The organism is Nonomuraea basaltis, assembly GCF_005893125.1.
Classification (GTDB): domain Bacteria; phylum Actinomycetota; class Actinomycetes; order Streptosporangiales; family Streptosporangiaceae; genus Nonomuraea; species Nonomuraea basaltis.
This window is the reverse complement of sequence record NZ_VCJS01000228.1, coordinates 1-19932: the sequence shown is the minus strand read 5'-3', so window position 1 is coordinate 19932 and position 19932 is coordinate 1. Positions and strand designations below refer to the sequence as shown.

Annotated in this window: 23 protein-coding genes and 1 pseudogene; 6 read left to right on the top strand and 18 right to left on the bottom strand. The window is 70.7% G+C overall.

Features of this window, described 5'->3' with window-relative positions:
- Window positions 1–403, top strand: a pseudogene (locus EJK15_RS71800) (hypothetical protein); the annotation flags it as partial.
- Window positions 404–406: 3 nt separating this feature from the next.
- Here EJK15_RS71800 and EJK15_RS56060 read toward each other — a convergent pair.
- Entirely contained in the window at window positions 407–775 is a 369-nt protein-coding gene (locus EJK15_RS56060; RefSeq protein WP_138718622.1) for a winged helix-turn-helix transcriptional regulator, read from the bottom strand.
- Window positions 776–831: 56 nt separating this feature from the next.
- Between EJK15_RS56060 and EJK15_RS56055 the strand changes: the two genes are divergently transcribed.
- The gene (locus tag EJK15_RS56055) at window positions 832–1203 is read left to right on the top strand and encodes a YybH family protein (protein ID WP_138718621.1); all 372 of its coding nucleotides are present in this window, start codon (window positions 832–834) and stop codon (window positions 1201–1203) included.
- 80 nt (window positions 1204–1283) lie between these two features.
- Here EJK15_RS56055 and EJK15_RS56050 read toward each other — a convergent pair whose 3' ends face one another.
- The 3 genes from EJK15_RS56050 to EJK15_RS56040 form a co-directional block, all read right to left on the bottom strand.
- A complete protein-coding gene (locus EJK15_RS56050) occupies window positions 1284–2483 on the bottom strand; it encodes a cytochrome P450 (RefSeq protein ID WP_138718620.1) in 1200 nt (399 codons plus the stop codon).
- 9 nt (window positions 2484–2492) lie between these two features.
- Entirely contained in the window at window positions 2493–3152 is a 660-nt protein-coding gene (locus EJK15_RS56045) for a TetR/AcrR family transcriptional regulator (protein WP_138718619.1), read from the bottom strand.
- Between the two features lie 133 nt (window positions 3153–3285).
- Window positions 3286–3879, bottom strand: a complete 594-nt coding sequence (locus EJK15_RS56040; RefSeq protein ID WP_138718618.1) for a DUF7711 family protein — start codon at window positions 3877–3879, stop codon at window positions 3286–3288.
- 156 nt (window positions 3880–4035) lie between these two features.
- On the opposite strand from EJK15_RS56040, the gene EJK15_RS56035 reads away from it, so the two are divergent.
- Together EJK15_RS56035 and EJK15_RS56030 are read left to right on the top strand one after the other, a co-directional pair.
- Window positions 4036–4395 (top strand): YciI family protein, encoded by a 360-nt coding sequence (locus tag EJK15_RS56035; RefSeq protein ID WP_138718617.1) that lies wholly within the window; start codon window positions 4036–4038, stop codon window positions 4393–4395.
- Window positions 4392–5630: an RNA polymerase sigma factor gene (locus EJK15_RS56030; protein WP_138718616.1), complete on the top strand. Its 1239-nt coding sequence runs from the start codon at window positions 4392–4394 to the stop codon at window positions 5628–5630. The genes EJK15_RS56035 and EJK15_RS56030 overlap by 4 nt, the downstream gene beginning before the upstream one ends.
- Before the next feature lie 163 nt (window positions 5631–5793).
- Here the strand turns inward: EJK15_RS56030 and groL are convergent, their stop codons facing one another.
- From groL to EJK15_RS71795, 3 genes are all read right to left on the bottom strand, one after another.
- On the bottom strand, window positions 5794–7413 hold the full coding sequence (groL, locus tag EJK15_RS56025) for a chaperonin GroEL (protein WP_138718615.1): 1620 nt from the start codon (window positions 7411–7413) through the stop codon (window positions 5794–5796).
- A gap of 72 nt (window positions 7414–7485) precedes the next feature.
- Window positions 7486–7797, bottom strand: a complete 312-nt coding sequence (gene groES, locus EJK15_RS56020) for a co-chaperone GroES (protein WP_113700125.1) — start codon at window positions 7795–7797, stop codon at window positions 7486–7488.
- A gap of 181 nt (window positions 7798–7978) precedes the next feature.
- Window positions 7979–8137 (bottom strand): hypothetical protein, encoded by a 159-nt coding sequence (locus EJK15_RS71795; protein ID WP_171075129.1) that lies wholly within the window; start codon window positions 8135–8137, stop codon window positions 7979–7981.
- Window positions 8138–8208: 71 nt separating this feature from the next.
- On the opposite strand from EJK15_RS71795, the gene EJK15_RS56015 reads away from it, so the two are divergent.
- Entirely contained in the window at window positions 8209–9366 is a 1158-nt protein-coding gene (locus EJK15_RS56015) for a class I SAM-dependent methyltransferase (protein ID WP_138718614.1), read from the top strand.
- A 260-nt stretch (window positions 9367–9626) separates the two neighbouring features.
- Window positions 9627–11207 carry a hypothetical protein gene (locus EJK15_RS56010; protein WP_138718613.1) on the top strand — a complete coding sequence of 527 codons (1581 nt, stop codon included), beginning with the start codon at window positions 9627–9629 and terminating at the stop codon, window positions 11205–11207.
- 108 nt (window positions 11208–11315) lie between these two features.
- Here EJK15_RS56010 and tsaD read toward each other — a convergent pair whose 3' ends face one another.
- The 11 genes from tsaD to EJK15_RS55960 form a co-directional block, all read right to left on the bottom strand.
- Window positions 11316–12347, bottom strand: coding sequence for a tRNA (adenosine(37)-N6)-threonylcarbamoyltransferase complex transferase subunit TsaD (gene tsaD / locus EJK15_RS56005; RefSeq protein WP_138718612.1), 1032 nt, complete (start codon window positions 12345–12347; stop codon window positions 11316–11318).
- On the bottom strand, window positions 12340–12771 hold the full coding sequence (gene rimI / locus EJK15_RS56000; protein ID WP_138718625.1) for a ribosomal protein S18-alanine N-acetyltransferase: 432 nt from the start codon (window positions 12769–12771) through the stop codon (window positions 12340–12342). The genes tsaD and rimI overlap by 8 nt, the downstream gene beginning before the upstream one ends.
- A gap of 11 nt (window positions 12772–12782) precedes the next feature.
- On the bottom strand, window positions 12783–13460 hold the full coding sequence (gene tsaB, locus EJK15_RS55995) for a tRNA (adenosine(37)-N6)-threonylcarbamoyltransferase complex dimerization subunit type 1 TsaB (protein ID WP_138718611.1): 678 nt from the start codon (window positions 13458–13460) through the stop codon (window positions 12783–12785).
- A 45-nt stretch (window positions 13461–13505) separates the two neighbouring features.
- Complete coding sequence (locus EJK15_RS73635; protein ID WP_206061757.1) at window positions 13506–13730, bottom strand: hypothetical protein; 225 nt, start codon at window positions 13728–13730, stop codon at window positions 13506–13508.
- A 94-nt stretch (window positions 13731–13824) separates the two neighbouring features.
- Window positions 13825–14535: a phosphotransferase gene (locus EJK15_RS55990; RefSeq protein WP_206061755.1), complete on the bottom strand. Its 711-nt coding sequence runs from the start codon at window positions 14533–14535 to the stop codon at window positions 13825–13827.
- Entirely contained in the window at window positions 14532–15071 is a 540-nt protein-coding gene (locus tag EJK15_RS55985; RefSeq protein ID WP_171075128.1) for a class F sortase, read from the bottom strand. Before EJK15_RS55985 ends, EJK15_RS55990 begins: the two co-directional genes overlap by 4 nt.
- Before the next feature lie 3 nt (window positions 15072–15074).
- Window positions 15075–15779, bottom strand: a complete 705-nt coding sequence (locus EJK15_RS55980) for a hypothetical protein (protein ID WP_138718610.1) — start codon at window positions 15777–15779, stop codon at window positions 15075–15077.
- A 167-nt stretch (window positions 15780–15946) separates the two neighbouring features.
- The gene (gene tsaE, locus EJK15_RS55975) at window positions 15947–16381 is read right to left on the bottom strand and encodes a tRNA (adenosine(37)-N6)-threonylcarbamoyltransferase complex ATPase subunit type 1 TsaE (protein WP_240777831.1); all 435 of its coding nucleotides are present in this window, start codon (window positions 16379–16381) and stop codon (window positions 15947–15949) included.
- A gap of 23 nt (window positions 16382–16404) precedes the next feature.
- Complete coding sequence (locus EJK15_RS55970; protein ID WP_138718608.1) at window positions 16405–17454, bottom strand: alpha/beta fold hydrolase; 1050 nt, start codon at window positions 17452–17454, stop codon at window positions 16405–16407.
- A 45-nt stretch (window positions 17455–17499) separates the two neighbouring features.
- Window positions 17500–18633 (bottom strand): alanine racemase, encoded by a 1134-nt coding sequence (alr, locus tag EJK15_RS55965; protein WP_138718623.1) that lies wholly within the window; start codon window positions 18631–18633, stop codon window positions 17500–17502.
- 142 nt (window positions 18634–18775) lie between these two features.
- On the bottom strand, window positions 18776–19932 hold a 1157-nt coding region (locus tag EJK15_RS55960), incomplete at its 5' end, for an NAD(P)H-hydrate dehydratase (RefSeq protein ID WP_138718607.1).

Here is a 19932-nt window from a genome sequence, read left to right as displayed (position 1 = left end):
AGATGTGTATAGGAGACAGACCCAGCCCCGGCCCAAAGCTCCGAACGTCCGCGCTGCCGCCGATGCGGACCGGCGACTGGCTGGCCAAGCCCGGATCGCGGCCAGCTTCGACGACGTCGATAGGGCGGTCGGATGGCTGGCGGCCGCGTACGGCGAGATCCACGACATGCTTCTCACTCCCGGCCCCGTCCCCCTGAAAGATCGGCTGGCCGGCGCCCGCGACCTGCTACCCCGCGGCGTGGACGTGCAATGGGGCGCCCGGCAAAGTGCCCGGACCCTTGGCCTCACCACACCCGCCGGCGTACGGCTGGAGAACATGAGCCAGTTCCTCGCCCACACCGGCGACGACCTCGTCCGCTCGGCCGAGCACTGGCGCCAGGTCTACTCGACCGATAGACGGTGACCGCTACCGCCCGGCGCCCCAGTCCCAGAGCGCTTGGAGGACCGGGCCGAGGCGGTGTCCGTGAGGGGTGAGCCTGTAGTGCGTACGGGGCGGCCAGCCGGGCTGGCGGTGACGGTCGAGGACACCGACCTCGGTGAGGTGGGCCAGCCGATCGGACAGGACCTTGTCCGACAACGCGGGCAGCGCCTGGCGGAGGTCGGTGAAGGAGCGCTCACCGTGCAACAGCTCACGGATGACCAAGGTGGTCCAGCGGCCGCGCAGGGCGTCGAGGGCGATCTCGACCGGGCAGGACGGGGAGGGCTCGGTGACGGTCGCGCGAGGGTCGTCGGGCAGACCCAGCTGGGCCGGGTGACCAACCGTTTGGTGAGTCACGAGGGCGCCTCCTAGCGTTTGCCGCGTCTCAGCGCTTTCTGGAAGGACATGTGTCGATGCAACTCGCCGAACGTCCCGAAAACGTCCCCATGGTATTCGCCCAGCGGTTCAACAGCGGCGATCTGGCTGCGGTGATGGAGGTGTACGAGAGCGGCGCGGTGTTCGTACCCGAGCCGGGCTCCGCGCTGACCGGGGCGGAAGCCCGCGCCGCCAACGGCCGATTCGTGGCCCTCGGGCTACCGATCACCGTGCGGCCGCGGCACGTCTACACCACCGGCGACCTCGCGTTGCTGATCGTGGACTGGGTGATCGACGGCACCGACCGCGACGGTCGGCCCGTGCACATCGAGGGCACCGCCACCGACGTCGCCCGCCGCGGGGCGGACGGCTGCTGGCGGTACGTCATCGACAACCCGTTCGGTGTGTAAGCCGGGGAGGCCGACCTGCCGGCGATCAAGAGCGGCGCGATCCGGCGGGCCGGGCCTCATGGTCGCGATCGGCGTGGTGGCTAGATCAACGGGAGGCGGCGTACTCCTGTCATGGTCGGCGTGGGCATGAAGTCCACGGGGTCGTCCGGGTCGGTGCGCAGGGGGTTGAGGCGGTCGAGCAGGATGTTCAGCGCGACCCGTCCTTCCAGCCGGGCCAAGGGGGCGCCCAGGCAGAAGTGGATGCCGCGGCCGAAGGCGAGATGCGGATTGGGGTCGCGACCGGGGTCGAAGACGTCGGGGGCGGGGAACTGCCGAGGATCTCTGTTGGCCGACCCCAGCCAGGCCATGAGCAGTTGATCGGCCGGTATCGTCACGCCGCCGAGCTCGACTTCGCGGGTGGTGGAGCGGCCGAGGGCGGCGAACGGGGTGAACAGGCGCAGGGATTCCTCGATGGCGGCCGGGATCGAGGCGCGGTCGGCCCGTACCTTGTCCTGCTGCTCGGGGAAGGCGTCCAGGCAGAGCACCGTGTTGCCGAGCAGCATCGTCGTGGTGATGTGTCCGGCGAGCAGGAGGACGATCGCGAAGTTGACCACCTGGTCGTCGGGCAGGCGTTCGCCGTCCACCTCGGCCTCGACCAGCTTGGTGAGCAGGTCGGCGCGTGGCTGTCGTCTGCGCTCCGCGGCGTGGCCGGCGAGATAGCCGGACATCTCCTTCCACGATTTCAGCGTGGCCTGCATGTCCACGTTCTGGTTCTCGACGGGCTCGGCGAGTGAGATCTTGGCGTCGCGCTGGAACAGTGCGTCGGCCCACTGTTTGAACAGGGCGCGATCGCTGCTGGGCACCCCCAGCAGTTCGGCGATGACGATGACCGGGAGCGGGTAGGCCAGATCGGTCACGAGTTCGAACCGGCCGCGATCTTGTGCTGCGTCGAGCAGCTCGTGGGTGAGGGCGGCGATCCTCGGCTCGAGATCCGCGACGACCTTCCGGGTGAAGGCGCTGCTGACCAGCTTGCGCAGCTTGCCGTGCTCGGGAGGGTCGATCTGGGTGATGAAGCCCTCCATCGAGAATTCCTCGAACTCAGGCATCAGGCCCTTGGGGATCACGCGCATGGTGTCGGAGGAGAACGTCGCAGGGTCGCCGAGGACTTCCTGCAGTTCGGGGTAGCCGTAGACGTTCCACATTCCGGCGCCGGCGTCGAACTCGACCGGCGGGCCCGATCGGGGCCCGTGCAGCCAGAAGTGCTGCTTGGGAATGTTGTACCGCTCGACGATGTGGGCCATCGCCTCTCCTTAGTCGTAGATCCACTTTCTGTAGGGCGGGATCAGTTCCTCGAAAATCGAGATGTATTCGGCGGCCGCCTCGGCGAGCACCTCAGCGGAAGGCTCCTCGGCCGGCTCGAAGGCGTGCCGTACGGTGAAGGCGAGCGAGTCGGCCCTGGCTTCGTCTTCCAGCTCCGAGCCCGCGCTCTCAAGACCGCTGAGAAGGTAGAAGCCGGTCTGCGCGGCGCTCATCGCGTACGGCCGGTTGGGCACGTCGGTCCTGAGCAGCGCGAACCGATCGGCCACCTGGTAGAAGCGGTCGGCGGCGAGCAGGTCGTGGCTGCGCAACTGGTGCTGGCTCAGCTTGCCGAGCAGCTCGAGGTCCGTGGTGAACAGTGCCCGGAGGAGCGGCCTGCGGCTCGTGGCAAGAAAGGACGCACGCGCGAAGCGATGCGGCTGCACCTGTGCCGGATCCCGGCGCAACATCGCGGCGAACTCCTCCACGAGCTCGATGGACTCACGGAGCAAGACCGCCTCGAAGAGCTCGTCCTTGGTGCGCCAGTGCAGGTAGATGGTGCCCTTACCGACACCGGCCCGGGCCGCGATGTCGTCGACGGTGACCTTCCGATATCCGTGCCGGATGATCAGCTCGCCCGCCGCGTCGAGAATCCGGTCTGCCCTCTCCAGCACTCGCCCACCTCCTGACTAGATGTGAAATCTGGTCATAGAGTCACGCTACGCCCTGGCGCGGCCCCGTTCAAGACCCATCCACGGCCGTCGATCGGCCCTCTGCGTCACGCGGCGAATGCGAATCCAGGGCCCCTCACTCGTCGCGTGCGTCGAGCAGGTCCAAGTACCCCTGAACGGCCTCCCACAGGTGATGCTCGGGATACCGGCCGCCCCCGCGATGCTCCCGCCGCCACCGGCGATCCCAGTACGAGCCGTGTACGGCACGCAAGTGGTCCAGAGCCGCCTGGAGTTCACCCGCGACGTGGGCGGGCCCCTCCTCAGCGTCAGGCGCCACCCGGCGCAGCAGGTCGAAGCGACGCTCGGCCAGCGCGTCGAGCACCGTCTTCTCAGGCCCGTCCAGCGACCAGAACCGGACCGGGCGGCGAATGAAGTGGTTCCACACCGGATCCTGGTGGGAGCGCCACCAGTAAGCGACTCCGCCCTTGTCCAGTTCCAGGAAGTCGACCAGCCACGCGGTGCCGGGCGGGTGAGATCCCCAGGTCACCTCCTCCGGCGGCAGGTTCAGCACGAAGACGGCCTCAATGGCGTCAAGGGGATCGGCTCCGTCCAGCAGGTCGCCGAAGACGTACGCCTCGCGCAGGAACGGCTCCTCCACCGGCACGCGTTTGGTCTGCTCGCACGCCTCGGCGAGAAGCCGCAGCCTCTCCACCGCCCGCCGGTACTGCATCCTCCGCTGCCTCCCCAGGTGGATTCGCGACCAGCGTACGGCTCCACACCAAGTTGGCCGCCGTCCCCCTAATTTGGATGAGTCCTGTCGATTCCGAGCCGGCCGTTCGACGTAAGGGTGTAAGGCGTCAATCCGCTACCCGAATTGGAGAAGCCCATGGCCCAGTACGCGATCCTGCTGTACGCGAAAACCCCCGCGGATGCCGATGACCTGACGCCGGAGCAGCGCGAGGCGCATCACCAGCACGGCCAGGACGTGCCGGCGCTCGGCGGCACCATGCTGGCGGCGTTCGCGCTGCAACCCAGCACCACGGCGACCTCGATCCGCGGCGATGTCGTGACGGACGGGCCGTTCCTCGATGCCAAGGAGGTCGTCGCCGGCGTCTACGTGATCGAGGCGCCCGACCTCGACGTCGCCCTCGACATCGCCCGGCGCAACCCCATCACCCAGCTCGGCGGCGGCGTCGAGGTACGTCCCGTCGCGAGCGGCTTCGTCCAGGGGGCCGCCGACGCATGACCGGCGTCGAGACGGCGGTCGTGGACGCGCACCGTCGCGGGTGGGCCTTGGTGATCGCCGCGACGGTGCGCGTCTCACGTGACCTGGACCTGGCCGAGGAGTGCGTGCAGGAGGCGTACGCCGCGGCGCTCGTGAGCTGGGCGCGCGACGGGATCCCGGACAACCCGGCGGCCTGGCTCACCACCGCGGCCAAGCGCCGCGCAATGGACGCGATACGGCGTGAGCGGGCGTTCCGCTCGAAGCTGCCGTTGCTGGTGGAGCCCGAGGAAAGGGCGGACGAGATGATACCGATGGAGGATCCCGAGGACGTCGTGCCGGACGAGCGGCTGCGGCTGATCTTCATGTGCTGCCATCCGGCGCTGGCCGAGGAGGCGCAGCTGGCGCTCACGCTGCGGCTGATATGCGGGGTGCCGACCGGGGACATCGCCAGGGCGTTCCTGGTGTCGGAGCCGACGATGGCCGCCCGCCTGACGCGGGCGAAGAAGAAGATCTCGGTCGCCCGGATCCCGTACCGGGTGCCCGGAGCGGCTGAACTGCCGGATCGGCTGGGCGCGGTGCTCGGTGTGATCCATCTGTTGTTCACCGCCGGGCACACCGCGCCATCGGGCGTGTCGCTGATGCGTACGGACCTGATGGACCAGGCCCTGCACCTGGCCCGGATGCTGCGGGAGCTGATGCCCGACGAGCGGGAGGTGTGGGGGCTGCTCGCGCTGCTCCTGGTCACCGACGCCCGGCGGGCCACCAGGATCGACGCCCGCGGCAGGCTGTTGCGGCTGGAGGAGCAGGATCGATCGCGGTGGGACCGGGCGGCCATCGCCGAGGCGCACGACCTGATCGTGGACGGCCTGCGCGGCGGGCGACCGGGCCGCTACGTGCTGCAGGCCGCGATCGCCTCGCTGTACGCCGAGGCGCGGACCTTTGAGCAGACGGACTGGCCGCAGATCGTGACCATGTACGACGAGCTACTGGCGGTGTGGCCGTCACCCGTGGTGGCGTTGAACCGCACGGTGGCGGTGGCCCGCGTCTCCGGTCCCGCGCGGGCGCTGGCGGAGGTCGAGGACCTGGAAAGGGACGGCCGGCTCGCGGGATACCAGTACCTGCCGGCGATCAAGGCGGACCTGCTGCGGCGGCTGGACCGCACCGACGAGGCCGCGGCCGCCTACCGCCAGGCCATGGAGTTGACCAGGAACGAGGCCGAGCGACAGTTCCTGGCCGAGCGCCTCTCAGGCACTTGAACCGCGGAGCGGCGACACGGCGTCCTGTGCGAGGCGGGTGCGGCCCGCTTCCGTGACGAGATCCGCTGGAACTGGTTCTGGGAGAGCGCCATCGCCTGCACCAGAACGCCGTACGGCTCGCACCCCATGCAGCGAGGTGCGAGCCGTGACAGGAGTGGACGGGTCAGTGGCCGTGGCCGTGACCGTGGCCCTGGCCACCGGCCTGGGCCTCCTCCTCGGGCTTGTCCACCACGAGCACCTCGGTGGTGAGCAGCATGCCCGCGATCGAGGCCGCGTTCTGCACGGCCGACCGCGTGACCTTCACCGGGTCGATGACGCCCTGAGCGAGCAGGTCGCCGTATTCACCGGTCGCGGCGTTGAGGCCGTGGCCGGCGGACAGCTCGGCGATCTTGTGGGTCACCACGTAGCCCTCGAGACCGGCGTTCTCGGCGATCCAGCGGGCCGGCTCGACCAGCGCACGCCGGACCACGCCGACGCCCGTGGCCTCGTCGCCCGACAGGCCGAGGTTGTCGAGCTCCTTGGAGACGTGGATCAGCGCGGAGCCACCACCGGAGACGATGCCCTCCTCGATCGCGGCGCGCGTCGCGGAGATCGCGTCCTCGAGGCGGTGCTTCTTCTCCTTCAGCTCCACCTCGGTGGCGGCACCGACACGCAGCACGCACACACCGCCGGCGAGCTTGGCCAGGCGCTCCTGCAGCTTCTCGCGGTCCCAGTCGGAGTCGGACTGCTCGATGGCAATCTTGATCTCCTTGACCCGGTCCTCGATGGCCTGCGGGTCGCCGGCGCCGTCGACGATGGTCGTGGCGTCCTTGGTGACGACGATGCGTCGGGCGGTGCCGAGCACCTCAAGGCCGACGTGCTCCAGCTTGAGGCCGATCTCCTCACTGACGACCTGGCCGCCGGTGAGGATGGCCATGTCCTGCAGCATCGCCTTGCGGCGGTCGCCGAAGCCCGGGGCCTTGACGGCCACGGAGGTGAAGGTGCCGCGGATCTTGTTGGTGACCAGGACGGCCAGGGCCTCGCCCTCGACGTCCTCGGCGACCACGAGCAGCGGCTTCTTCGTCTGCGCGATCTGCTCCAGCAGCGGCAGGAAGTCCGCGATGGAGGAGACCTTGCCCTGGGTGAGCAGGATGTAAGCGTCCTCGAGGACGGACTCCATCCGCTCGGGGTCGGTCACCATGTAGGCCGACAGGTAGCCCTTGTCGAACTGCATGCCCTCGGTGAACTCGAGCTCCATGCCCATGGCATTGGACTCTTCGACGGTGAGCACACCGTCCTTGCCCACCTTGTCGAACGCCTCGGCGATCAGGTCGCCGATCTGCGCGTCCTGAGCGGAGATCGTGGCGACGTTTGCGATCTCCTTCTTGTCCTCGACCGGGCGGGCGCTGGCGAGCAGCTTGTCGCTGATCTCCTTGGCGGCCTTGTCGATGCCGCGCTTGAGCGACAGCGGCGAGGCGCCGGCGGCCACGTTGCGCAGGCCCTCGCGGACCATGGCCTGGGCCAGGACGGTCGCGGTGGTGGTGCCGTCACCCGCGATGTCGTTGGTCTTGGTCGCCACTTCCTTGGCGAGCTGGGCGCCGAGGTTCTCGTAGCGCTCCTCCAGCTCGATCTCACGAGCGATGGTCACACCGTCGTTCGTGATCGTCGGCGCACCGAACTTCTTGTCGATGACGACGTTGCGGCCACGCGGGCCGAGGGTTACCTTCACGGCGTCCGCGAGGGCGTTCACGCCGCGCTCAAGTGCGCGGCGGGCGTCCTCGTTGAACTCCAGGATCTTCGCCATTGCTGAAAGTCCTCTCCTAGCGTCGAAAGCCCCGGCCGCCCTCAAGAGCGCCCGGGGCTCGACACATGCGGCTTACTTCTCGATGATTGCGAGAACGTCGCGGGCGGAGAGCACGAGGTACTCCTCGCCGCCGTACTTGACCTCGGTACCGCCGTACTTGCTGTAGAGGACGATGTCGCCCTCCGAGACGTCGAGCGGAATCCGCTTGTCTCCGTCCTCGTCCCAGTTGCCCGGGCCCACCGCGAGGACCCTGCCCTCTTGCGGCTTCTCCTTGGCGGTGTCTGGGATGACCAGGCCGGAAGCGGTCGTCTGCTCGGCCTCAAGCGGCTGAACCACAATGCGGTCGCCGAGCGGCTTAACGGGAACCTTGGTGGCGGTCGTCACGATCGGACCTCCCCTTCAGATTTGAATGATCTAGAAGAGGCGACCAGCGGGGCCTGCCGTCGCGGGTGTCAGACCTGCCTCGTCGCACGTTGGCACTCTCAAGGGGAGAGTGCCAACAGGAAACATATGCAAGCGGGGCTTGACAGTCAACACGAACGCGTCTGCTCAGAGCGATCAGGCGTCACCGGACGCAGGAGCTCTCCACGAGGTGGGCGACGATGCCGGAGCGGAAAGGCCGCCGGCCAAGGGCCTGGCCGGTGCCGCACCCGTGCGAGACACCCGGCCGCACCACGGAGCCGCCGTCGAGGATCAGCCGCTCCACCTGGTCCCAGTACGCCACAAGCGCAATCGGGTTCGCCGCGCTGTCCTCATCGGCGCCATCGTCCCGCGGGCGCGATAGCGTCGGGTGACGTGGACCTCGATGCCTTCGAAGAGCTGCTGACCCCGCGCGGGCAGCGGGCGCTCGCCGAGGCCGGAGAGCTCACCGGCGCGGACCCGGTCGCCGCCGCCACCACGCTGCGCAAGACGTACGACGCCGCACTCACCTCTGCCGCCCTGACGCAGGCCGGGCTACGGGAACGCGCCAAGGCCAAGTTCGGCGAGGATGCCGGGCGGATGTACTTCACGCCCCACGGCCTGGAGCAGTCCACGCGCACCGAGGTCGCCGAGCACCGCGCCCGCCGCCTGGGCGGGGCCACGGTCGTGGACGCCTGCTGCGGCATCGGCGGCGACTTCCTGGCGCTGGCCCGCGCCGGATGCACCGTGACGGCCGTGGACATCGACCCGCTGACCGTCGCCGTGGCCAGGGCCAACGCCGAGGCGCTCGGGCTGGCCGGCCGGGTGACGGTGGCCGTGGCGGACGCGGCCGAGGTCCGGCCGGAGGACTACGACGTGCTGTTCGCGGACCCGGCGCGGCGCACGAGCCGGGGCCGGACGTTCGACCCGCTGGCCTACTCACCGCCCTGGCCCGTGGTGCTCGACCTGGTCTCCAGGGCCGAGCGGGCCTGCCTCAAGGTGGCGCCCGGGATCCCGTACGAGTTCATCCCCGCGGCCGCCGAGGCCGAGTGGGTCTCGTACAAGGGCGAGGTCAAGGAGGCCACTCTCTGGACCGGGGGCCGGGCGACGCGCCGCGCCACCCTGCTCCCCGGCGGCCACACCCTGACCGCCACCGGCGTGACGGCCCGCGTGGGAGCGATGGGCCGATACGTCTACGAGCCCGACGGCGCCGCGATCCGCGCGCACCTCGTGGGCGAGGTCGCCGAACTGGTCGGCGGCCGCCTCCCCGATCCGCTGATCGCCTACATCGCGGGTGACGAGCCGGTGGACACCCCATGGGCCGCCAGATACGAAGTGAACGACGTCATGCCGTTCTCACTGAAAAGGCTGCGCGCGGCGCTCCGCGAGCGGCAAATCGGAAATGTCACCATCAAAAAGCGCGCGTCCGCCGTCGACATCGAGCGCCTCCGGACAGACCTGCGACTTAACGGAAAAAAGTCGGCAGTAGTTATCTTGACCCGGATTATGGATAAACCATCGGCCCTCATCTGCGACACCACCCCACCTGCCTGAACAGGCTAGAATCGAGCATTCTTCCGTTAACCACGATCTTCCCATTCACCCCTGACGGATCTTGGTCGAAAGGCTATTGTGGGCGGGCGCGAGTTCTCCCCCCAATGCGGTGACCCGCGTTCTCGCTCTTTCATCTGCAAACCGGACCCCACCCCACCGCTGCGCGGCAGACCGTCGGCGAGCGAAGGAGCCTTTCGGTGGACAATTCCAACCACACGACCCTTCTTCACGCAGGAGGCCACTCGCCCATCTCCGAGAGGATGCGAGAGATCCTCAATCGCGCCGCCCAGGACCACGTCTATGAGCAACGTACGCAGGGGGCCGTGCTCGACGAGATCCGGCAGCGGCTGGAGGGCATGGAGTGGCTGCTGCGCGAGGTGCGCGAGCGTGAGCTGGGCGGTCTCAGCGGCACCCTGGAGTCGGTCAACGGGCGGCTGGAGGACATCACCGCCAGGCCGCCGATGTGGGCGGAGGGCCTGGCTCAGCACGTGGAGGCGGTACGCGACCACGTCGACGCCGTGGGGGAGCGGGTCGCCCACGTGGACGCCCGCGTCACCCCGGTCTCCGAGCTGCCCAGCCTGTGGGCCGACATGGGCGCGGTGGGCGAGAACGTGGACGAAGCGCTCAGGCGCCTGCAGTCCGTGCTCGAAACCACCGATGGCATCACCAAGGGCATGTCCGATTTCGCCACGATCCTGGCCGGCCTCAATTCCAGCATGGAGGTCGCCGCCAGCCGCTTCACCAGGCTCGACAAGTCGGTGGCCGAGCTGGCCACCCGTACCGACCGTGTGGAGGCCGTGGTCGGCGACCTGTCGGAGGGCATCAACGACCGGCTGGCCGGGCCGGCTGAGCAGCTGGCGGTCAAGGCGGACGCCGCCGAACAGCGGCTCACCGGGCGCCTGGCCGACGTCGAGCAGCGCCTCGCCACCCGCCTCGACGAGGCCGACCAGCACCTGGCCGTGCAGCTCGGCGAGAGCGAGCAGCGCCTGACGGCCAGGCTCGGCGGCGTGGACTCCAGGCTGGACCGGGTCGAGGGCAGGCTCCTGGGCCTCGACTCCCGGCTCACCGGCTTCGACGGCCGCCTGGAGTCCGCCGACGAGTGCCTGTCCGACATCGACACCAGGCTCGACGGCCTCGACGGCAGGGTGGGCGGCGTCGACAAGCGGCTCACGACCATGGACGGTCAGCTCGGCGCGGTGGACAAGCGGCTGGGCACCGTGGACGGCCACCTGAACAGGCACGACGACCGTTTCGACGCGCTCGACGTACGCATCGACGCCCGCTTCACCACGCTCGACGAGCGCGTGGCCGCCACCGACCAGCACCTCAGCGAGAGCACCACCCGCCACGAGGGCCGCTTCAACAAGCTCGACAGCCAGATGGACGCCATCGACGAGCGGCTGGGCGAGGCCGAGGAGCACCTGAGCGGCCGCTTCGACACGATCGACGGCCACCTCGGCGGCCTCGACACCCGCTTCAACGGCCTCGACACCCACATGAACGGCCTGGCCACCCGCGCCGAGCAGGCCAGCGAGCACCTGGAGTCCGTGGACGACCGCATCGAGGCCGTCAACCAGCGCGTGGGCGAGCTCCCGGCCGCCCTGGCCACTCCCGAGCTGATCCGGTCACAGGCCGGCGAGCAGGCCGAGCGCCTGGCGGCCGCCGCCGACGCGCTGACCGACCTCGTCAAGTCCCGCCCCGACCGCGACGAGCTCGCCCAGACCGTCACCGGCATCGTGGAGCCCGCGGCCACCGACCTGACCAAGCGCCTCAGCGCCCTCGAGGAGACCATGCTGGCCCTGGCCGAGGCGCTGCTGCGCCCCAGCAGGACCAAGGAGTGATCCCTGGGCCGTCACGTTCGCGAGATCGTGAGCGTCCGGCTGCTGGGTCCTGGTCTCGGTGCTCGCGGCCCCGAGTGCGCCTGCGCACCTCCGTGATGGGGCGCGGGCTCAGACGTGGACCGTGGTGATCGGCAGCGAGGAGTCGGCGGGGATCTCCAGCGACGAGGGCGCGATCCCGGCGGCGACCAGGTCGGAGCCCAGAGCGGCGACCATGGCGCCATTGTCGGTGCACAGCCCAGGACGGGGCACCCGCAGCCGTACGCCGGCCGCGTCACACCGCTCCTGTGCCAGCGCCCGCAGCCGGGAGTTGGCCGCCACGCCGCCGCCGATCAGCAGGTCGTCCACGCCGTACTTCCGGCACGCCTGTAGTGCTTTGCGGGTCAGCACATCGACCACGGCCTCCTGGAAGGAGGCGGCCACGTCGGGCACGTGGATGGACTGCCCCGACGCCTCGCGGGCCTCGACCCAGCGCGCCACGGCCGTCTTGAGCCCGGAGAAGGAGAAGTCGAGCGTGCCGTCGTCGATCTTGCCGCGCGGGAAGGCGATCGACGTGCCGGAGCCCTCGCGGGCGGCCCGGTCGATGTGCGGCCCGCCGGGGAACGGCAGCCCCAGCACCCGAGCCACCTTGTCGAACGCCTCCCCCGCCGCGTCGTCCACCGTGGAGCCGAGCGAGATCACGTCCGCGGACACGTCGGGCACGAGCAGCAGCGACGAGTGGCCGCCGGAGACCAGCATGGCGATGCACGGCTTGGGCAGCGGCCCGTGCTCCAGCTGGTCGACGGCGACGTGGGCGGCCAGGTGGTTGACACCGTAGAGGGGAACGCCGAGCCCGAGCGCGTAGGACTTGGCCGCCGCCACCCCCACCAGCAGCGCGCCCGCCAGCCCCGGACCGGCCGTGACGGCGATGGCGTCGATGTCGGAGAACTTGAGCCCGGCCTCGGCCAGCGCGGCCTCCACGGTGGGCGTCATGGCCTCCAGGTGGGCGCGGGAGGCGACCTCGGGCACCACGCCGCCGAACCTGGCGTGCTCGTCCATGCTGGAGGCGATCGTGTTGGCAAGCAGCGTGTGGCCCCTGACGATGCCGATGCCGGTCTCATCGCAGGACGTCTCGATGCCCAGGACCAGGGGTTCGTCAGCCATCCAGCTTCCTTCTCATCATGATCGCGTCGGTGCCGTCGTCGTAGTAGCGGCGGCGGGTGCCGATCTCCTCGAACTCGAAGTGCCGGTAGACGGCCTGCGCTCGGGGGTTGTCGGCGCGTACCTCCAGGAAGATCTCCCGCGCTCCCCTGCGCCCCGCCTCGGCCAGCAGCTCGGTCAGCATCGCGCCGCCGATGCCGGTGCCCCGGTGCTGCTCCAGCACCGCGATCGTCTGCACGTCGGCCTGGTCGGCCGCGGCGGCGAGCCCGGCGTACGCCACGATCTCGTCGTCGACCAGCGCCACCACGTAGTGGCGGGTGCGCGGCATGTCGGCCAGCTCGTCGCGCATCATGCCCTCGCTCCACGCGTCGAGCGGGAACGTGGCCCGCTCGATCGCCATGACCGTCGGCAGGTCGGCCGCGGTCATCTTCCTGAGCCTCACGCCGTCATCCTCTTGGACTCGCCCGGCGCGCGCACCTTCTTCGGCGCACCTGGCACCACGGCGTCGGGCCGGCGCAGGTAGATCGGGCGTGGCGGGTCGAGCGGGGTGCCCTCCGCGAGCCGCTCGGCCGCGAGGGCGGCCAGGGCTCCGGCGTAGGGATAGGGCGGCACGTCGCCGCCCCGCGGTCCGAAGATCTCGCGGTAGAGGTCGGCGCCCGCTCCCACGACCGGCAGCTCCTCCGCCGGCACCTCCGCGGGCCGGTCAACGAAGGGGCCGTCGAGCCTGGTGCGCATATCCGCGTAGCGCGCCCAGAACACTTCTTTGCGGCGCGCGTCGGTGGCCACCAGGAACGGCTCGGCGAGCCCGCTGCCGTAGGCGACCGCGTCGAGGGTGCAGATGCCGTACGCGGGCACGCCCAGCGTGGTGGCGAGCCCCTGCGCGGTCATCAGCCCGACGCGCAGCCCGGTGTAGGGCCCGGGACCGCTGCCCGCCACGATGGCCGTCACGTCGCGCAGCGCTGCGCGCGCCTCGCCCAGCACCAGCTCGATGGTGGGCACGAGGAGCTCGCCGTGGCGCCGGGCGTCGATCGTCGTCGACTCGGCGAGCACCCGCTCCCCGTCGTGGAGCGCTGCGGTGACGGCGGGCGTCGCGGTATCAAAGGCCAGGACCAGCACGACTGTTTAGCCTACCTGCAGCGCGCGTCCCGCCCGGCCGTATCGTCAGGCCCAGCCTGTACGCCGCCGCAGCCAGTCGAGCGCGACCACGCCCTGGGCCCGCTGAAACTCCCTCACCGTGGGAATCCCCGGCGGGTCGGGCTGCCGGCCCTGCCGCACGAAATATCCCGCCACGGCGGCGACGACCGCGGTCACCGCCGGATCCGGGTCGGTGAGCAGCTCATGCGGCGGCGGCCCGCCCTGCATGCCCACCGACGGCAACAGGCCCACCAGATCGAACCAGGGGGCGCCCTGGCGTGTTCATGGCCTCACTCCGTTCGGCGGCTCGGTCGCCATACGCCGCCGCCTTCCCCCGCTCTGGTCGCTACGCTCCCGCCGCTCCTCCAGGCGACGGCACTCCCTCGCAGGCCCACGGCCAGTCCACGACGTAGACGCGGTCGTCGGTGAGCAGGATGTTGTCGGCCCGCAGGTCGGCGTGGACCAGGCTGTCGCCCGCCGCGGCCGCGGCCCATCCGGACTCCAGCTCGGCCAGCTCGCCGAGGTGGCGCAGCGCCCACGGGTCGAGCCCGCCGGTGTCCTCCTTCAACAGCCTGCGCCAGCCGTCGAACGCCGGCCCGAAGATCTCGCTGATCGGCGGCGCGTCGATCGGAGCGGGGGTGAGCGCCGCCGACATCGTCCGGACGGCCTCCAGCACCCGGTCGAGCTGGTCGCGCCGCCACGGCAGCTCTGGGTGGACCGCCTCGATGTCCTCGAAGACCAGCACCACCCAGCCCTCCAGCTCGAAGCCGGTCAGCAGCCGGGGCGCGGGCACGGACGCGGGCAGAGCCGTGGCGATCTTGAGCTCGGACCGGTAGATGCGCGGGGTGTCGGGGTTCGGCTCGGGGCCGACGGCCTTGACGAAGGCGCGCCTGCCCCCTTCGGTACGCAGCCGCACCGCGGCCGCCGGGGAGAATCCGCCCGGCTGCGTGCTGGCCTCGGCCACACGCCCACCGAGGAACTCCTCGACCGCCGCGCGCACGGCCGGATGCACGTCGTGCCAGGGCACTCGGGTCCCCGCCGCAGGTGGAAGGCTCATACCCGGGAAGCGTAGACGATCACGTTGTCCACGTATTCGCCCTTGGCAAAGTCGAACTTGCCGCCGCAGGTCACCAGCTTGAGCCCGTCCTCGACGTACACGCGCCTGGTCGGGAAGCTGTCCTTGTGCACCTGCTCGATCGCGTCGACCTTGAACTCCACGACCTTGCCGTCGCTGCGCTCGACCTTCACGATCTGGCCCTTGCGTAACTGCCTGAGCTTGTAGAACACGGCGGGCGCCGTCTTGGTGTCGACGTGGCCGATGATCACCGAGGCGCCCTTCTCGCCGGGCACCGCGCTGCCGGTGTACCAGCCCGCCACCTTGGGCTTCTCATACGGCGGCAATTGGACGTCGCCGTTCTTCTCCAGGCCGAGCTTCATCAGCGGGGCCTCGACGTCGATGGAGGGGATGTCGATGCTCTTGGGTACGACGTTCGCGACCGGGGTGGAGGCGTTCTCCTGCATGCCCTTGCCGAACGCGACCAGCAGCAGTCCCGTCACGGCCCCCGCGAGCACCACCCGTCCTGGGCGGGCCATCGCCTACGCCCGGTTGCGACGCTTGACCGCTATGCCGATTCCCGCGGCCAGCGCCAATCCGATCAGCACGCCCGCCGGGCCGAGCGGGATCGAGGACTCGTCGTCGACGTCCTGCGCGTACGTGCCGCCGCCGCCGGCCCTGGGCGCCTTGGTCGGCACGGTGGTCGGCAGCGCCTCGGCCGCGACGACCCTGAGCGTGGCCGAGCCCGTGTCGTTGGTGCCGTCGCACTTGACGTTGACCGGGTAGGAGGCGCGCCGGACCGTTCCGGAGACCTGCGCCGAGCCGCGTACCCAGGGCGAGCCGTTGGCGGCGGCGCCGGTCGGGCTGGGTGAGCTCGTGCCCGCGGGGACCGGGTTGAGCACGGCGCCGCTGACGAACGCCCTGGACGTGGCCGTGCCGGTGTGCACGGGGCCGCCGGTCGGGACGGGGCAGTTGGCCAGGATCCACACCGTCGAGGTCTCACCCGCGGTGACGCGGTCGGGATTGAGCTGGACCTGGATGGTGGGCCTGGTGGCGGTCGGGCTCGTGGTCGCCGTCGTGGTCGCCGTCGTGGTGGCGGTGCCGGTCGGACTGGCCGTGGCGGTCCCGGTGCCGGTGGCGGTGGGTGTCGGTGTAGTTGTGGGATCGGCCTCGGCCGAGGCTGTGCAGCCGGTCAAACCGACCATGACGATGGCTCCCGCGTACGCGACTCGCCTGACCCTGAGCACCGGCCGCACCCCACTTTGCCGTCTTGCCACAAGCATCCACCCGAAATATGGATGTCGCCCCTCCTGATACCCAGAAAATCTGGGCGAATCCCTGACCAACGATCATGATTTACATCTTTGGCCCGGTACGTCAAGGGTGTCAGCTTTGCCGGGAATTGACCTGCGTTTTAGTCTTCTAGCCGATCAATCGGCGTGTCGGCCCATCGCGGGCCGACACCACGCGCGGTCACGATCCTGGCGTCGTCGCCTGCCTCACGGTCGATGTGGACCTCCAGCCGGTCCTCGGCCAGGCCCTCGACCAGGCCCTCGCCCCACTCGACGACGGTGACGGACTCCTCCAGCGAGGCGTCCAGGTCGAGATCGTCCACCTCCAGGTCGCCGCCGAGCCGGTAGGCGTCGGCGTGGACGAGCGGCGGGCCCTGGCGCAGCGACGGGTGCACCCTGGCGATCACGAAAGTAGGCGAGGTGATGGGGCCGCGTACCTTGAGTCCTTCGGCGATGCCCTGCACGAGCGTGGTCTTGCCCGCGCCGAGCGGCCCGGACAGGACGACGAGGTCGCCGGCGCACAGGAGCGCGGCCAGGCGGGCGCCGTACGCGCGCATGTCCTCGGCGGTCGCGGCCCGCACTACTCCTCCACCCTCTTGATCAGGTCGCGCAGCGCGTCGTTGATCATGCCGGGACGCTCCAGCTGGAGCAGGTGCGAGGTGTCGGGGAGCTCGGTGAGCTGGGCCTTGGGCAGCGCGGCCGCCATGGCCTTGCTGTGGTCGGGCGGGGTCAGCCAGTCACGGTCGCCGACCACGATCGCGGTGGGCACCGGGTCGAGCACGTGCAGCGCGGACAGCTTGTCGTGGTTCATCAGCGCGGGGTAGAAGTCGGCGAACACCTCGGTCGGCGTCGCCCTGATCATCGACTCGGCGAAGTCGACCACGGTCGGGCTGACGTTCTTGGAGTCGCCGAAGCCCATGTAGCGGGTCATCAGGAAGGCGATGTCGCTGCCCGCGTGGCGGGTCCTGTCGACCAGCGCGCCCCGCTTGCCCAGCATCGAGATCGTGGAGGGGGCGACCTTGTGCACGGCCTTGGACACCATCGCGGGCAGGCCCAGCGTGAGCTCGGCCAGCTTGCCCGCCGAGGTCGCGATGAGCGCCACGGCGCGGATCTTGTCGCCGAACAGGCCGGGGTGGCGGTCGGCGAGCGCCATGATCGTCATGCCGCCCATGGAGTGGCCGACCAGCACGCACGGTCCCGGCACGAACTCCTCGATCACCTCGGCGAGGTCCTCGCCCAGCCGGTCGATCGTGCTGTCGTCGGGGCGCGCGCGCTGCGAGCGGCCGTGCGAGCGCTGGTCCCACACGACCACGCGATAGTTCTCGCGCAGGTCCTTGCGCTGGTAGTGCCAGGACTCCAGGCTGAGGCAGTAGCCGTGGCAGAGCACGATCGTCAGCGGCGCGTCTTCGGGACCGTCGACCTCGACGTGCAGCGCCACCCCGTCGGAGGTGACGAGCGTGCGCTCCCTGCCCCGCAGCTCGCCGAACGGCTCGCTGGCCTCGGTGTCGGGGCGCAGCCTGATCCGGCCGACCGCGTAGCGCTTGGCCAGCGCCGCCGCCGCGACACCGGCGGAAGCCGCGCCGACGAGCGCGCCGGCGATCCCTACCCTGCGCCGAGTTGTGGTCGTCATCTCCCCGATCCTTCTCCGGTCATGCCCGCTGCGAAGTGCCCTTCGTCACCTGGAGCCCTTGTGCTCGTGGATCCGCGGCACTCGCGAGCCGATCCTGGTCACGATCTCATGCGTGATCGTGCCGAGAGTATCCGCCCACTCCTGAACGGTCGGCTCGCCCCCGTCACCTGGCCCGAACAGCACGACCTCGTCGCCTGCGGCCAGCGGGTCGTCCCCCATGTCGATCATGAACTGGTCCATGCACACCCGGCCGGCGACCAACCTGCGCCGCCCGCCCGCGAGCACCTCGGCCCGTCCCGTGGCGTGCCGGAGAATGCCGTCGGCGTAGCCGAGCGGGACGAGGCCGAGCGTGGTCTCGCGGTCGGTGGTGTAAAGGTGCGCGTAGGACACCCCCGAGCCCTCCGGGACCCGCTTGACCAGTCCGATCCGGGCCGTGAGCGTCATGGCGGGCCGGAGGCCGAAGTCGCCGAGCTCGGGGATCGGGCTCAGGCCGTACATCGCGATGCCCGGCCTGACCAGGTCGTAGCGGGCGCCGGGAAGCGTCACGGTGGCGGCGGAGTTGGCGATGTGCCTGATCACGTGCGATCCGGCCGCGCCGGCCTGCTCGGCCAGCTTGAGCGCCGTCTCGAACGCCTCCAGCTGCTGCTCGATGGACGGGTGGCCGGGAATGTCGGCGCAGGCGAAGTGCGACCAGAGACCGATGATCTCGATGACGCCCTCGGCCCGTAGCTCCAGCGCTCTGGCCAGCAGCCCCGGCCAGGCGGCGAGCGGACAGCCGCCCCTGCTCATGCCGGTGTCGGCCTCCAGGTGCAGCTTCGCGGTGCGGCCCGTGCGCCGCGCGGCGGCGGCGATCTCGCCGAGCAGCCGCTCGTCGGCGGCCGACAACTCGACGCCCTGCTCCAGCGCCGCGTCGATCGGCTCGTCCGGGGTGATCAGCCACGACAGGATCGGCGCGGTCACGCCGCCCTCGCGCAGCGCGAGCGCCTCCCTGATGAACGCGGTGCCGAGCCGGGTCGCGCCCCCCTCAAGCACGGCCTCGGAGCACGGGACCAGGCCGTGCCCGTACGCGTCGGCCTTGACGGCGCCCATCAGCTCGGCACCGCCGGCCCGCTCCTTGAGCAGGGCCACGTTGTGCCTGATCGCTGCCAGATCCACCCGAGCCTGCGCGGGGGTGGCCATCGGGGAGTACATCCTTCTAGTGTGGCAGCTCAGGAACGTGGTCGAGCGCGCTTTTCCACCCCTCGAGACGCGTACGGCCATTGTTTCCGGCCCCCGCCCACCCCCAACGGAGGCGGGCGTCGCAGGGCCCCGCGCGGTCAGGTCACGCGTTGTCGGCCGTCACGGCCCGGATGGCCGCCGGGATCGCCGTGGCGACGTCCGCCGCCGCCAGCGGGGCTCCGTCGGCGGCCAGCCGACCGGCCAGCCCGTGCAGGTAGGCGCCGCAGGACGCGGCGTCGTAGCAGCTCAGCCCCTGGGCGAGCAGCGCGCCCGCCACGCCCGACAGCACGTCGCCGGTGCCGCCGGTGGCCAGCCAGGACGTGCCGGTGCCGTTGACGCGTACCGGCCTGGAATCCTCGGCCACCACCGTGGTCGAGCCCTTGAGCAGCACGGTCACGCCCAGCTCGGCCGCCGCCCGGCGGGCGTGTTCCAGCCTGCCGGCCTCGATGTCGTCGCGGTCGGCGCGGATCAGCCGGGCCAGCTCCCCGGCGTGCGGCGTGATCAGCACCGGCGCGGTACGGAACAGCAGCGAGCGCTCCCGGGCCACCACCGTCAGCCCGTCGGCGTCGATCAGCACCGGCACCTGGGATTCCAGCACCCTGGCCGCCACCTCGTGCGCCCAGTCGCCGGTGCCGAGCCCCGGCCCGAGCACCCATGCCTGCACCCGCCCGACGTCATCGATCGACGGCCTCTCCAGCTGGGTGATCACCGCCTCCGGCCAGTGCGCGCGCACCTGCGCCACGGGGGCGGCCGGCCCGGCGTACCTGACCATGCCCGCCCCGGCCCGCAGCGCCCCGCCCACGGCGAGCACGGCCGCGCCGGTGTAGAGCTCGCTCCCGGCCGCGACACCCAGCACGCCTCTGCGGTATTTGTCCGATTCCTTGGCCGGACGCGGCAGCAGGAGGTCCACGTCGCCATCGGTGAGCGCGGCCACGTCCGGATCAGGCAGGTACGACCCGAGCCCGATGTCCACCAGCTCGACGGCGCCCGCGCACGCGGCTCCTGGATCGACGAGCAGCCCCGTCTTGTAGGCCCCCATGGTCACGGTCACCCGGGCGCGCACGGCCGTGCCCTGCACCTGCCCGCTGCTCGCGTCCACCCCGCTCGGCACGTCCACCGCGACGATCCGCCCGTGGGCGGCGTTCGCCTCCTCGACGAGCTCCCGGTAGGGCTCCCGCAGCGCCCCCGTCGCCCCGATCCCGACGAGGCCGTCGACGATCAGGTCGGCCCGGTCGAGCGCCGCCCGGTCGGCCACCCGCC